Source organism: Flagellimonas rhodophyticola (genome assembly GCF_049332665.1).
Classification (GTDB): domain Bacteria; phylum Bacteroidota; class Bacteroidia; order Flavobacteriales; family Flavobacteriaceae; genus Flagellimonas.
Genome location: NZ_CP186326.1, coordinates 3,006,379 through 3,019,647, shown reverse-complemented (window position 1 = coordinate 3,019,647; position 13,269 = coordinate 3,006,379). Strand labels below are relative to the sequence as shown.

The 13,269-nt window shown below is 39.7% G+C and carries 14 protein-coding genes and 1 riboswitch; of the genes, 8 read left to right on the top strand and 6 right to left on the bottom strand.

Annotated features, from left to right (window positions below; translation table 11 throughout):
- The first annotated feature begins 47 nt into the window (after positions 1-47).
- Positions 48-761 (top strand): 6-phosphogluconolactonase, encoded by a 714-nt coding sequence (gene pgl, locus ACOKFG_RS13560; RefSeq protein ID WP_299485773.1) that lies wholly within the window; start codon positions 48-50, stop codon positions 759-761.
- Here pgl and ACOKFG_RS13555 read toward each other — a convergent pair.
- From ACOKFG_RS13555 to ACOKFG_RS13535, 5 genes are all read right to left on the bottom strand, one after another.
- Positions 758-1,303 carry an acyl-CoA thioesterase gene (locus ACOKFG_RS13555; RefSeq protein WP_298790432.1) on the bottom strand — a complete coding sequence of 182 codons (546 nt, stop codon included), beginning with the start codon at positions 1,301-1,303 and terminating at the stop codon, positions 758-760. The two genes, pgl and ACOKFG_RS13555, sit on opposite strands and share 4 nt — an antisense overlap.
- Complete coding sequence (gene rmuC / locus ACOKFG_RS13550) at positions 1,304-2,647, bottom strand: DNA recombination protein RmuC (RefSeq protein WP_422861457.1); 1,344 nt, start codon at positions 2,645-2,647, stop codon at positions 1,304-1,306.
- 61 nt (positions 2,648-2,708) lie between these two features.
- Complete coding sequence (locus ACOKFG_RS13545) at positions 2,709-3,488, bottom strand: ABC transporter ATP-binding protein (RefSeq protein ID WP_422861456.1); 780 nt, start codon at positions 3,486-3,488, stop codon at positions 2,709-2,711.
- The gene (locus ACOKFG_RS13540; protein WP_422861455.1) at positions 3,488-4,519 is read right to left on the bottom strand and encodes a FecCD family ABC transporter permease; all 1,032 of its coding nucleotides are present in this window, start codon (positions 4,517-4,519) and stop codon (positions 3,488-3,490) included. The genes ACOKFG_RS13545 and ACOKFG_RS13540 overlap by 1 nt, the downstream gene beginning before the upstream one ends.
- Positions 4,520-5,677, bottom strand: a complete 1,158-nt coding sequence (locus ACOKFG_RS13535; RefSeq protein WP_422861454.1) for an ABC transporter substrate-binding protein — start codon at positions 5,675-5,677, stop codon at positions 4,520-4,522.
- A gap of 54 nt (positions 5,678-5,731) precedes the next feature.
- A riboswitch (cobalamin riboswitch) is annotated at positions 5,732-5,964 on the top strand.
- Positions 5,965-6,034: 70 nt separating this feature from the next.
- On the opposite strand from ACOKFG_RS13535, the gene ACOKFG_RS13530 reads away from it, so the two are divergent.
- Together ACOKFG_RS13530 and ACOKFG_RS13525 are read left to right on the top strand one after the other, a co-directional pair.
- The gene (locus ACOKFG_RS13530) at positions 6,035-7,897 is read left to right on the top strand and encodes a TonB-dependent receptor plug domain-containing protein (protein WP_298790422.1); all 1,863 of its coding nucleotides are present in this window, start codon (positions 6,035-6,037) and stop codon (positions 7,895-7,897) included.
- Between the two features lie 17 nt (positions 7,898-7,914).
- Positions 7,915-8,856 (top strand): ABC transporter substrate-binding protein, encoded by a 942-nt coding sequence (locus tag ACOKFG_RS13525; RefSeq protein WP_298790420.1) that lies wholly within the window; start codon positions 7,915-7,917, stop codon positions 8,854-8,856.
- Positions 8,857-8,923: 67 nt separating this feature from the next.
- Here ACOKFG_RS13525 and ACOKFG_RS13520 read toward each other — a convergent pair whose 3' ends face one another.
- Positions 8,924-10,390, bottom strand: coding sequence for a S41 family peptidase (locus ACOKFG_RS13520; RefSeq protein WP_298790418.1), 1,467 nt, complete (start codon positions 10,388-10,390; stop codon positions 8,924-8,926).
- Between the two features lie 211 nt (positions 10,391-10,601).
- Between ACOKFG_RS13520 and ACOKFG_RS13515 the strand changes: the two genes are divergently transcribed.
- The 5 genes from ACOKFG_RS13515 to ACOKFG_RS13495 all read left to right on the top strand — a co-directional run bounded on the left by ACOKFG_RS13515 (position 10,602) and on the right by ACOKFG_RS13495 (position 13,245).
- Positions 10,602-11,111, top strand: coding sequence for an RNA polymerase sigma factor (locus ACOKFG_RS13515; RefSeq protein WP_298790416.1), 510 nt, complete (start codon positions 10,602-10,604; stop codon positions 11,109-11,111).
- Entirely contained in the window at positions 11,098-11,517 is a 420-nt protein-coding gene (locus tag ACOKFG_RS13510) for a hypothetical protein (protein WP_298790414.1), read from the top strand. Before ACOKFG_RS13515 ends, ACOKFG_RS13510 begins: the two co-directional genes overlap by 14 nt.
- A gap of 10 nt (positions 11,518-11,527) precedes the next feature.
- Entirely contained in the window at positions 11,528-12,067 is a 540-nt protein-coding gene (locus ACOKFG_RS13505) for a DUF4252 domain-containing protein (protein WP_298790412.1), read from the top strand.
- A gap of 75 nt (positions 12,068-12,142) precedes the next feature.
- Positions 12,143-12,685 carry a DUF4252 domain-containing protein gene (locus tag ACOKFG_RS13500; protein WP_298790411.1) on the top strand — a complete coding sequence of 181 codons (543 nt, stop codon included), beginning with the start codon at positions 12,143-12,145 and terminating at the stop codon, positions 12,683-12,685.
- Positions 12,686-12,705: 20 nt separating this feature from the next.
- Positions 12,706-13,245, top strand: coding sequence for a DUF4252 domain-containing protein (locus ACOKFG_RS13495; RefSeq protein ID WP_299173992.1), 540 nt, complete (start codon positions 12,706-12,708; stop codon positions 13,243-13,245).
- Positions 13,246-13,269 lie beyond the last annotated feature (24 nt).

Below are 13,269 nucleotides of genomic sequence, written 5' to 3'. Positions count from 1 at the left end.
TAAAAGTAAAAGCTTGGAATTTGAAAACCTGAGATTTGAGATAGAATATGGAATTAAGAATATATAAAGACAAAAAGGAAGTAGCCGAGCAGTTTTCTGCCTATTTTGCTGAAATCGCCAAAGACAAATCTGAGTTTCATGTGGCCTTGTCAGGTGGAAGCACCCCTAAAATTGTGTTTGATGTATTGGCTGCAGATTTCGGAAATAAAATTGATTGGGGCAAGATTCATTTTTATTGGGGGGACGAACGTTGTGTGCCTCCAACGGATGACCAGAGCAACTACAAAATGACCGCAGCGCATCTATTCTCAAAAATAACCGTTCCCGAAGAGAATATTCATCGGGTTTTGGGTGAAGCGGAACCTGATAGGGAAGCTATGCGATATGCTAACCTGCTCGAAATTAATTTGGATAGAGTAGAGGGGATTCCGCAATTCGATTTGGTCATTTTGGGTATGGGTGATGATGGACATACGGCTTCTATTTTTCCTCATGAAATTGAACTTTGGGATACTCAAGACCATTGCGTGGTGGCAACACATCCTGAATCAGGTCAAAAAAGGGTTTCGATTAATGGAAAGGTCATTAATACAGCCAAAGAAGTAGCTTTATTAGTGACTGGAGAAAGTAAAGCAGAAAAAGTAAAGACAATTCAGGAAAAGACAGAAGGTTATAAGGCTTACCCCGCATCTTTAGTAAATCCAAGTTCGGGAAACTTAATTTGGTTTATGGATAAAGAAGCCTCGAAAACCCTAGATTAACCTAAATCTAGCTTTGCATTTTCATTCTGTATAGCTTCCAAATAATCCTCCACTTTAAATTTCGCAGCTTCAAATTTAGTATCACGTGAGCTTGCTGACGCCTTGCGTTCCACGCTACGTGCAAAACGCCTGACCGCCTGCTTGTCATTTAAAATCAAACCAGGTACTGGAAGGTTTTTACCATTTTCGCCTTTGGCAACCATAGTGAAATAAGAAGAATTACAGTGTTTTTTTTGTCCAGAAGTGACATTTTGAGATTCAACCCGAACTCCAACTACCATCGAGGTACGTCCGGTATAATTGATGGATGCTTTTAGCGTAACCAGTTCACCAACTTCTATAGGATTAAGAAAATCTACCCGATTCACCGAAGCGGTCACGCAATATGCTTGCGAGTGTTTTGAAGCACAAGCGAATGCAATCTGGTCCATCAAACTCAATATATGTCCGCCATGTACCTTACCTCCGAAATTAGAATGAGAGGGAAGCATCAATTCAGTTATCGAAACGCGGGATTCCCGTGAGGTTTTGAACTTTTTCATCTAGAGCTCAAGTTTAGGTTCTTCAAAATCGTCTTCCTGTGCTCGTTTTAAAACTGGTTCTGGAATTGATTTTTTGGCTTTGGCCCCCATTTTTTTGAGCTTTTCTATACTTGTAACAATGTTGCCACGACCTTCTACCAATTTGTTCATAGCACCACGATATTCAGTTTTTGCTTCGTCCATTTTTTTGCCCACTTTGGTCAAATCAGTGACAAACCCTTCAAACTTGTCGTATAAAGCCCCAGCTTGACGGGCAATTTCGATGGCGTTTTTTTGCTGCTTCTCATTGCTCCACATGGTATCAATGGTGCGGAGCGTTGCCAATAGGGTGGAAGGGGTAACAATTACGATATTTTGCTCAAAGGCCTTATTGTAAAGTGAATTGTCATTATTTATAGCTACTGCAAATGCTGGTTCTATAGGAACGAACAACAGTACAAAGTCAGGGCTTTCCATTTCGTACAAATCCTCATACTTTTTGGCCGAAAGCTGCTCCACATGTTTTTTAAGCGAATTGATATGGTCTTTCAGATGCTTTTCCCTTTGTTCTTCATCCGCATTCGTATATCGCTCATAGTCGGTTAGTGAAACCTTTGAATCCACCACCATCTTTTTACCGTCTGGAAGGTGAATGATGACATCGGGCATCACCCTAGCCCCATCTTCCAGGGTAAAACTTTGCTGTACACTATACTCACGATCTTTTTCCAACCCCGACTTTTCAAGGACACGTTCTAAGACCAATTCTCCCCAATTCCCTTGCATTTTACTATCGCCTTTCAAAGCTTTTGTAAGATTTTCGGCCTCTTGGGTAATCTTTAAGTTTTGGTTTTGCAGGTTGAGTAATTGCTCTTTTAAGGCGGAATGTATACTGATGTTTTCTTTTTGCGTAGCCTCTACTTTTTTCTCAAACAGTTGAATCTTCTCCTGTAGCGGAGTTAAAATTTGTTTGATGTTCTTCTGATTCTGTTCTGTGAACTTGGTGCTCTTCTCATCAAGGATTTTATTGGCCAGATTTTCAAATTCTTTCGTGAATTTTTCTTGAAGCTTTTCAACTTCTTCTTTCTGTTCGGTATTGATGCGTTGCAGGTTTTCCAAATCGGCTTGATAGCGCACTAATTGATTGCTTTGCTGTTCCTTTTCGACATGCAATTGTTTTTTCTCTTCATCATTTGAAAGCAATTTATCATTGAGAGATTTGACAGTGCTATTTAGTTGTTGTTCTCTTTCTTCCCAAACACTCTCGTTGGATTTCGTCTTTAATTTTTGGATATACATGCCCAAAAACAAGCCGATTAATGTGGTAATAACCCCAACAAGCAAAATTGTCAATTCGCTACTCATAAAATTCAAATATTCGGATAAAGATAGTGGATTCCTGCTTTCGCAGAAATGACATTTTAAGTTACTTATTCACTTTAAAAGAACCTGTTTTGGCATCAAATTGAACCATTTCAGAAGGGAATAGTTGGTCAAAATGATTTTGCTCAATCAACTCTTTGGGTGTTCCAATAGGATTTGCCTTGCCATCAAGCATTAAAATTTTATCACAGAGTTGAATGGCCAAATCAATTTCATGCGTAGTGAAAAGGATAGTTTTCCTTTTGGTATGCGCCAACTGTTGCAGCAATTTCAAAATCTGCACCTTATGATAAAGGTCTAAATGGGTTGTAGGTTCGTCCAAAAGAATCAAAGGAGTGTCCTGGGCCATGGCACGCGCAATCAATACCCGTTGTAATTGTCCGTCGCTCAACTCGTGGCATTTGTTGTTTCGTAAATCTTTCAATAGAAATGATGACAAACTTTCTTCGACCTGTTGTTTGTCTTCTTTGGTTAAAGTACCAATCCAGTTCGTATATGGCTGTCTACCTAGTGCAATCAATTCCTGCACGGTCAAATTTTTGGAAGCTGGCTGTTCAGTGAGCACAAAACTCAGGATTTTGGCCAATTCAAAAGAAGAATTTAGTTCCAACGCCTTTCCTTCAATTGCAATTTCACCCGACAATTTAGGTTGAAGTTTACCAAGTGTACGGAGCAGTGTTGATTTTCCAATTCCATTTACACCTACAATGCCACATAGTTGACCGGGTTCTATAGCGAAGTTGATGTTGTCCGCAACAGTTTTATTTTTATAACCTACGGTTAGGTTTTTAACAGTGATGTTATGTTTCTTCAGTTCGGACATTAAAACAGCATTTTACGTTTTCTGACCAACAACCAAATGACCACGGGTGCTCCTACTAAAGAGGTAATAGCATTTATTGGCAACACATTGGCTGAATTAGGCAATTGGGCTATAGTATCACACAACAACATTAAGATGGAGCCATAGAGGAATACAGCAGGAATCAATATGCGATGTTCCATAGTGTCAAAAATCTGTCGGGTAAGATGCGGTACCGCTAAGCCGATAAAAGCAATGGGTCCTGCAAATGCAGTTATCCCTCCAGCGAGTATTCCTGTTGCGATAATAATAATCAATCTTGATTTTTTTAAAGATACCCCCAAGCTTTGGGCGTAGTTTTCTCCTAATAAAAAGGCGTTCAATTTTTTAATGGATAGGACACTCAAAAACAATCCAAGTAAAACAACTCCCCCTAACAGCGTCACTTGCTGACCTGAGAGATTTCCAACGCTTCCAAATGACCAAAAAATATAGCGTTGCAAATCCTCCGCACTGGAAAAATACGCCAATACACTCACCAGAGCTGCGGTGATGCTACCGAACATCAAACCGATAATAAGTAACGCCATGGTATCTTTAACTCTATTTGCAACAAGCATAACCACCATCAGCACTAAAAAGCTACCTAAACTTGCTGCAACAGCCATGGAGATATCGTTGATAAAGGTAAAGGATGAAACTCCTGCAATTAGTGTAGCTCCCATTAAAACCAAAGCGGCACCTAAACTAGCTCCTGAACTGATTCCCAATACAAAAGGTCCTGCCAAAGGGTTTCGAAATAAGGTTTGCATTAGCAAACCGCTGATGGACAGTCCGCCTCCGACCAAAACAGCCGTAAAAGCTTTTGGAATTCGATAATTCCAGATAATGTAGTTCCAAGAATCTATTTCCGTGGTAGACCCAAGTAGAACAGAGAGCAAGGCATCAAATGGGATTTGAACAGATCCAGAACTAATATTCAGTAACCATGCGAAACATAAGGCTAATGAAATTAGCACAAAGGAAATACGATATGACTTCAGTGAATGCATTTAGTGCAGCGGCATGTAAAAATGGGGTTGGTAGTCGGTCAAAAGCTCTGGATGCAGAATCGAAATCAAGTCTTTTAAAACAAGATCTGGACGCTGTGGTGCCAATTCATAAAACAACAGTCCGCCAGTAGCCCCTTTTTTAACCGCATTGGAGAATACCTTTTTGGCTGCAAAAGCTTCAAACTGTTCGTAATGAGCGTTGGCCTGTTGCAGTTCCTCATAGCTGGAATGCAATGACGGATTGAACCAAAAATCGGCTTGCTTACCTTTTTCTAAAACGGCTTCCAGACTCAATCCTATACTTCCTGTATTGTCTGTATCAGCCCATAAGTAATTGGCATTGGCATCTTTTAGAAATTGAGCCATCCAACTGTTTCCACCGGTCACATACCAAACATCTTTATATAACCCACCGGTAAGTACCGTCGGTTTTTGGGTTACTTTTTTGGTTAAAAGCTTGGCTTCTTTATAGGAAGTTTCAATATTCCTGAAAATACTGTCGGCTTCCGCTTCTTTATGAAAGAAAGGGGCAAAAAATTTAATCCATTCTGCTTTACCCAAAGGAGTCTGTTCTGTCCAATCCCCATTATAAACAATAGGAATCCCAGAACGTTCTATAGTTTCATAGGCCTTATTGGTATCGTTGATGCCAAAACCCATGATGACTTCTGGATTCAATTCCAAAACTACTTCAGTATTTATGCTCTCATTGGTGCCCAACTCTTTGATTTGTCCATCTTGAATACGTTTTCTGGTGGCTGGAGATGAAATTAAATCCGTATTGGGAAAGCCAGAAACAACATGTAGAACACCCAATGATTCCAATGCAGGAATATGTGTAGTCGAAGTGATTACCATATTTTGCACCGGAGTCGCTATAATAGCATCATAAGCATCTCTGGGAATAGTAATGGAGGCTAACTTATTTCTTGGAATCAGAGCATAAGTAAAGTCGGTTTTCGCTCCTGGCCACGGAGAGGTAACTTGGATAACTGTAATAGCTCCATTCTGCTCAATAGTAAAGCCAGTCGCATGGCTTAGGTGGGATTGTGTCGAAGATTGTTCAACCGGGAGTGATTTCTTTTTTTCTGCACAAGACGAAAGCAAAGCGAGGAACAAAGCCCCAAAAATAAGGGTGGATAGGATTTTTTTTGACATGCATCAAATGTAAGATTATTTAACTTTTTCAAAAAAAGATTAAACAGAATGATTACTTTCGTTCCGAATTTTGGTTTGTGCGAAGCTTTTTTCGCATGATTAAAAGGGAATCCGGTGCGAATCCGGAACTGTTCCCGCAACTGTAAGCTGAGCCAAATTGGCGTTGATGTTTTTGGAATATCGATAACGAGGAGGTGCTTGCCGCAACTTCAAAACCACTGTCCTTTGGACGGGAAGGTAGTGTGCAAGACGCAAGTCAGGAGACCTGCCAAATTCAAACAAACATTGTTAAACTTTCGGGATAAAGGTTTACGTATGGGACAGCATACTATTCTCCCGTTTATTCACTTAAACGAAATGAAAAAAAATTATCTATTGTTATGTGCCGCTCTTGCAGCGGGTCAGGGCCTATTTGCGCAGGAATCGCAACAAGACTCTGTCAAAGTGCAGCAACTGCAAGAAGTGGTTGTGAGTGACTCCCGGTTTCAGTTGAAACGGGAAAATTCAGGTAAAACGGTTATAAAGATTTCTACTGACGAACTGGAAAGGAATCAAGGAAAGACTATCACTGAAATCATCAATACGAAAAGTGGTATTGAAATTACCGGTAGTCGTGGGCGCGATGGCTCAGTATTCGGTGTTTTTGTTCGAGGAGGAAGAGGCCGACAAGCGTTGGTCATCATTGACGGGGTTCGAGTTTCGGACCCATCTTCATTTTCTCAAGAATATGATTTAAGATTACTCTCCGCAGCTGATGTCGAATCCATTGAAATTATTAAAGGGGCGGCCAGTACACTTTACGGAACCAATGCAGCTACGGCTGTAATCAACATTACAACAAAGAAGAGTTCAAGGGAGAAGATCGCGGCGAATGTGCAATCAACAATCGGGACTAATCAAACTGCGGATGACCAAAATTATAACTTGGCGAGTTTCGGCAATGCAGTTTCGGTAAATGGTACGCTTAACAAATTCTCGTACAACGCAGCTTTTTCCAATAGATATTCAAGTGGACTTTCGGCAGCGGTTACACCAGAAAATGAGGAAGATACATTTTCACATTTTAGCACAAATCTAAAGCTTGGATATCAGTTCTCGGACAATTTTGAAGTATCGATTTTTGGGAATCAAACCAAATATGACACTGAATTTGATGCTTCGTTGGCAGAAGCTCCCAATCGCGCTAAAGTACGCCAGGATAGAGTAGGAATTTCGTCATCCTTCAAATATAACAAGGGTTCTATTCATATAAATTCGGCCTATACCGATTACGAAACCGATTCTGAGAGCACGTTTGGTGAGAGTATTTCCGATGGAAAGAATCTAGTTCTTGATTTTTACAATAAATATGTATTTGATGGTAAATGGCACACCATTTTAGGGGTAAACTATATTAAAGACGAGGCTGTTTTTAGCAGTGAAGCTGATTTTACCATTCTAGATCCTTACGCCAATGTGGTGTATGTATCCGATTTCGGATTCAATTTGAATACCGGGGTTCGATTCAATACCCATTCAGAATATGGGAATCATTTGGTGTATAATGTTAACCCGTCTTATGCTTTGACAACTGACAATGGGTATATAAAGTTGTTGGGGTCTTATGCCACATCTTATATCACTCCAAATTTGATTCAATTGTTTGGTGATTTTGGGGCTAATCCTGATTTGGAACCTGAGGAAAACAGAACTATCGAAGGTGGTGTTGAATACTTCGTGAATGATAAGGTCCGTTTAAGTGCGCTGTACTTTGACCGAAATGAGAAAAACACCATCGGTTTTGATCAAAACTTCACCAGTATAAATGTAGCCAACGAAATAGATGCCAATGGAGTGGAAGTTGAGGCATCATGGAAACCTTCACAAGATTTTACGGTTGACGCTAATTATACGTTCACTGAACGTAAAGGCGATAACGCCATCCGAATCCCAAAACATAAGATGAATTTAGCATTGAACTATCAAGTCTGTGAAACTACTGGTGTTTCAATAAGCTACGCCTATACGGGTGAACGATTTGATACTGATTTTAGCACCTTTACCGATGTAGCTTTGGATACCTTTTCATTGGTGAATTTCTATGTGGAACACGAATTGAAACCTAACAAGTTGAAGGTTTTCTTAAATGCCAATAACCTGTTGAATGAAGAATATGTTGAAGTAATTGGCTTCACAACCCAAGGAAGAAATGTAAACGCAGGGTTTAGTTTGACCTTATAATTCAATAACTTGATGCCATGCTAAGGGTGTGTTCATTTTTACCGGCTGTGACCCAAATGCTCTACGATATGGGATTCGAAGAGCATTTGCATGGCATCACTTTTGAATGTCCAGAACAAGCTTTAAGGGAGAAAAAGCCAGTAGTACGCTGCGTACTGGAGGGTAAAAACTTATCTAGTATTGAGATAGATGCCCTTTTTTCAGCGAGTAAACATCAGGGGAAGGATTTGTACTATGTGGATGAACAGCTTTTGGAAGAAATAGCTCCCGATATCATCTTTACGCAGGATATGTGTGATATCTGCCAAATAGACACCGCATGCACTGCCGCTGCAGTAGCCAATTTGGAAAAACAACCAGAATTGATTTCCATTAGTCCTGAATCTTTGGAAGATGTTTTTCAATCTGCAGTAACCATTGCCAAAGCTTTGGGTAGGGAAGAGGTTGCCTATGCTTATTTGACTAGATTGCATAAACGGATTGATGCGGTTGTGGATAAGTTAAGAGTGGCCAAAGCATTACCTAAACGTATTATGCTAATGGAATGGCTGGATCCTATTTTTAATTGTGGACACTGGATTCCCCATCAGATTGCATATGCAGGTGGTGTAGATATGCTTTCCAATCCTTCAGGGGATAGTATTGTGACCCAATGGGAAAAAATTGTGAAATACAATCCAGAAGTTTTGGTGATTGCTCCCTGTGGGTTTACCGTAGAGCGAACCTTGGAGGAATTAGATATACTTACAGAAAAGGTCGGTTGGAACAGTCTTAAAGCCGTTCAAGATAATGCTGTTTTTATAGCTGACTTTGATATGTTTACACAATCCTCGGCCAATACGTTAGTCAACGGAATTGAGGTGCTAGCAGGTCTTTTTCACCCGGAAGTTTTCCAGGTTCCGGAAAAGCTATCTAAAAAATATAGACATGTCGACATGGCCAAAGTGGTAAAAGGATAAACCATAAGAAATACAAAAAAAGAAAGCGACCTTTTGGGCCGCTTTTATAGTTGTTTTAGGATTGTTTTTATTGGTTCAAACGCAAGGGTTTATCCAAATACATCATATCCTTTGTAGAAGTCTCAATTCTAGAACTTGTGAACATTTTAGCGGGCATTTGCACAGCAAAGCTTTGTTTGGTGGTAACACCCGTAATTTCTTGAATAGCTCTTGCGAGCAAAGGCTCATTCACATCACCAAGTATACCTAAATTTTCCAAATCTTCCTCTAGGACAATATCCGGTGCTAAACCATCTGTATAATCAAAAAATCCATCTGCATTTTCATTTCTTCCTACCAAAGGTTGAATTCCCCAACTGTTATTGGGATTGATTTGATCCTCGCGATCACTATCATAAATAAATCCATTGTCTCGATCATCAACCAAGGTGATGGAGAACTCATTTTTTCCACGTGTGGTCTCTCCAATGTGCACTACATCGACATAAGGAGCTAAACCATTCATGACCAATTCGCTGGCAGAAGCCGAACCATTCGTGGCCAGAATGTAGACCTTGTTCAAGTTCAAAGAATTAACCGCACTTGTACCGGTGGTATTTGCAAAATAGTCTTCCAATTGCGCCGTGCTCAACTGAGCCTGTATTTTACTGTTCCAACGTTGACGGATGTAAAGCTTATCCGTGTCAGTGCTATGAACCATACTTGCCAAAAGGCGAGAAGTATTTACAGAACCTCCAGGATTGTATCTCATGTCGAGTACTAATTCTGTGGCTCCATCAGCTACAAATTGACCGAAAGCGGCGTTAAGCTGCTCATCAAAATTTCTTAAAAAGCGGTTGTACATCAAGTAAGCTATCTTGGTCCCGTTGACTTCCAAAGTTTCGGCTACAAGAATTGGATCTTCTACCTGATTTTCAATCTTTGTCAAACTAACTTCCGTACTATTATCCGTAATGGTGCCACCAGCTATGTCAGCCAGTCCCAATGTATATGTATCATTACTGCCAAACAATAAATCTCTATAATTGCTAATAGTCAATTGTTGTCCATCTACCCGGGTGAAAATATCTCCACGTTGTATAGATTTGGTAGATGCATCGGAATTAGGAACTATATATTGAACATATCCAAACAAATCATTGCTTCCAGAAAATTGTACAAGCCCAAATTCGAGGCCGTTGCTTTTTGAAACTCCGGATAAATTGCTGACCAGTTCGGTATAGTCATCGTTTAGAAAACTAAAACGATCTTCATTGAACAAAAGCACATCAAAAAAGAAGTCCGAAGGGTTTTCCGTTGCGGCCAAAAAAGCGGTGTATTCTTCATCATTGGCAAATCGGTCGTCGGCCAAATCCGGAACCTCAGCCTGCCAAAAATACCATAGATTCATGGCGCCCCACATAAAGTTTTGTGCTTGGAGCTCCTCTAGTGTGGTAGTAGGCGGGTCTGGATTAGGATTTTGGATGCCATTGTCATCATCACTGGAACAAGCAATAAATAACAAGGCAGCAAGGGGGAAAAGTAATTTTTTCATAGCTAAATTTTAATAAGAACCATCAATTATCATTCCATATAAACAGGAAAACATAGTATTTATGTGGTATAATTTTCTAAATTCTTACAAATTGAACTCACAAAATAGATACATATCAGGAGAATACAAACTTTTTGTAACAAAATTCGATATGTGTCGTCGTGATAATATAAGCGGAGAAATTTAGGCTTATAACAACTAAGACAACCAAATGAAACAGGCTGAATTTTTAAATGTGGTTATGCCCTTTAAGGACAAGCTATACCGACTTGCTAAGCGGTTATTGGTCTCGAGGGAAGAAGCAGAAGATGCCACGCAAGAAATTTTGCTAAAACTCTGGTCAAAGAACGAAAGCATGGAGGAATATAAAAATGTTGAGGCCTTTGCGATGACGATGACCAAGAATTTCTGTTTGGACCGATTAAAATCCAAGCAGGCGGGTAACCTAAAATTGGTGCACAGCAATTATAGCGATGAAAGCACTTCATTACAAGGACAGCTCGAAGCAGAAGATAGTGTTCGGTGGATGGAACGGATTATGGAGGAGCTTCCAGAACAACAAAAAATGGTTTTACAATTAAGAGATGTAGAACAATATGAGTTCGAAGAAATATGTGATCTTTTAGATATGAAACCAACGGCAGTTAGAGTAGCACTGTCAAGAGCAAGAAAAACAGTACGACAAGAATTAGTAAAAAAACATAGCTATGGAATTGGATAACATAGAAAAATTATTGGAAAAGTATTTTGAGGCAACCACTACGGTGGCCGAAGAAAAAACATTGCAAGCTTATTTTTCCCAAGAAAGTGTGGCAACACATCTAGAGCAATATAAGCCCATGTTCAACTTCTTTTCCAACGCCAAGGAAGAACGGTATACCAAGCAGGTACCATTAAAACCTAGAAAAAACTATTACAAGTGGATTTCCGTTGCGGCCGTAGCAGTTTTATCCTTTGGCATCTATTTTGGTAATGAATACCAAGAAAAAAGACAGGCAGAGTATGCCTATCAAGAAACCAAAAAGGCTTTTGAACTTTTAGCCGAGAATTTTGGGAAGGGCACAGGAAAAGTAGCCTATTTGCAGGAGTTCGAAGTTGCAAAACAGAAAATTTATAACAATAATTAAATCGTAAATAATGAAAAGGAATATTTTAATCATTTTAATAGCCGTACTGCCTCTTTCAGGGTTTTCACAATCGCTATTCGATAAGTTCGAAGATTTGGATGACGTGACCTCAGTTGTGGTGAACAAAAGCATGTTCAACCTGTTGGCGAAGATAGATGTTGAGGTTGATGACCAAGAGGCACAGGACTTTATGGATATTGCCAGCAGTCTTAAAAGTTTGAAGGTATTTACCACCGACAACAAAGCGATTGGCGATGATATGAAATCATCCGTGAACAGATATCTAAAATCTTCTACAATGGAAGAGCTAATGCGTGTAAAGGATAAAGACGCAAATGTGAAGTTTTACATCAAGCAAGGTAAGGACGATGACCATGTTAGCGAGTTGTTGATGTTCGTTACAGGATTGAAAGAAGTAGAAGCTGATGGTAGAAAATTCGAGACGGTATTGCTTTCACTTACTGGTGACATTGATTTGAACAAGATCAATTCGTTGACCAATAAGATGAACTTGCCTCAAGAGTTGAACAAGGCAGGTAAAAAACAATAAAAAAGGGTTGTTAGTTGGCAGAGCTTAAATGTTCTGTCAACTGATAACTAAATCAATCAATCAAAAAACATCAAAATGAAAAAAGTAGTTATAATGGTATTGATGGGAATGCTTCCCTTCATAGGAAGTTCCCAGTCAATATTCGATAAGTTTGAGGACTCCGATAGAATTGGGACGGTTACCATAAATAAGGGAATGTTGAATCTGGTTGCTAAAATGATGGAGTATGATGATGACGAGGATAGTCGGGAGTTTGCCGAAATTGCAAGAGGAATCAATAACATCAAAGTTTTTATGTCTGAAGATGATGGAGCATCGGCTGACATGGCCGCAACCATGAAGCAGTATGTAAGATCATCAAGATTGGAAGAGTTGATGAAAGTGAAGGACGGAGATACCAACCTTAAGTTTTATATCAAGAATGGGAAAAATGGGGATAGGGTAGAAGAGTTATTAATGTTCGTAACCGGAATTGATGATAAAGAACATGGGAGCAAACATCACAAGTTTGAAACCGTTCTGTTGACCATGACAGGGGACATTGACTTGACCAAAGTAGGTTCGTTGACCAAAAAGATGAAGCTTCACAAAGGTTTAGATCACTTGGATAAAGAATAACAGCAATCAAAAAATCACAGATGAAAAATATATTTAAAACGTTAACGATAGCAGGGGCCATACTTTTGGCCTCCTGCTCATCACAGCAAAGTCTACAAGAGTATTATGTGGACAATTCGGAAAATCCCAATTTTATTGTTGTAGATGTTCCTGCTAGCATCTTAAAAATGGATGGGGCGGATTTGACAGACACACAGCAAGAGGCTATAGAGTCCTTGCGAAAGTTCAATCTTTTGGCGTTCAAAAAGAATGCCGACAATGCTGCAGAATACAAAATTGAAAAGGAAAAGGTAAAGGAGATTCTAAAGGATGACGAGTTTGTGGAACTGATGAAAATCAACTCTTCCTACGGAAAGGGCGTCATTAAGTACCTGGGTGATGAGAATGCCATTGATGAGGTCATTATCTATGGCGACAGCAAGGATAAAGGCTTTGCCTTGGTTCGGGTTTTGGGTAAGGATATGAACCCAGCACATATCGTTCAACTTATGCAGGCCATTCAAAAATCGGACTACAAGGGTGAGGGACTTGGAGAAATCGGAGAGTTTTTGAAAGGATAACCAACATTAAAATCAAAAAACGGA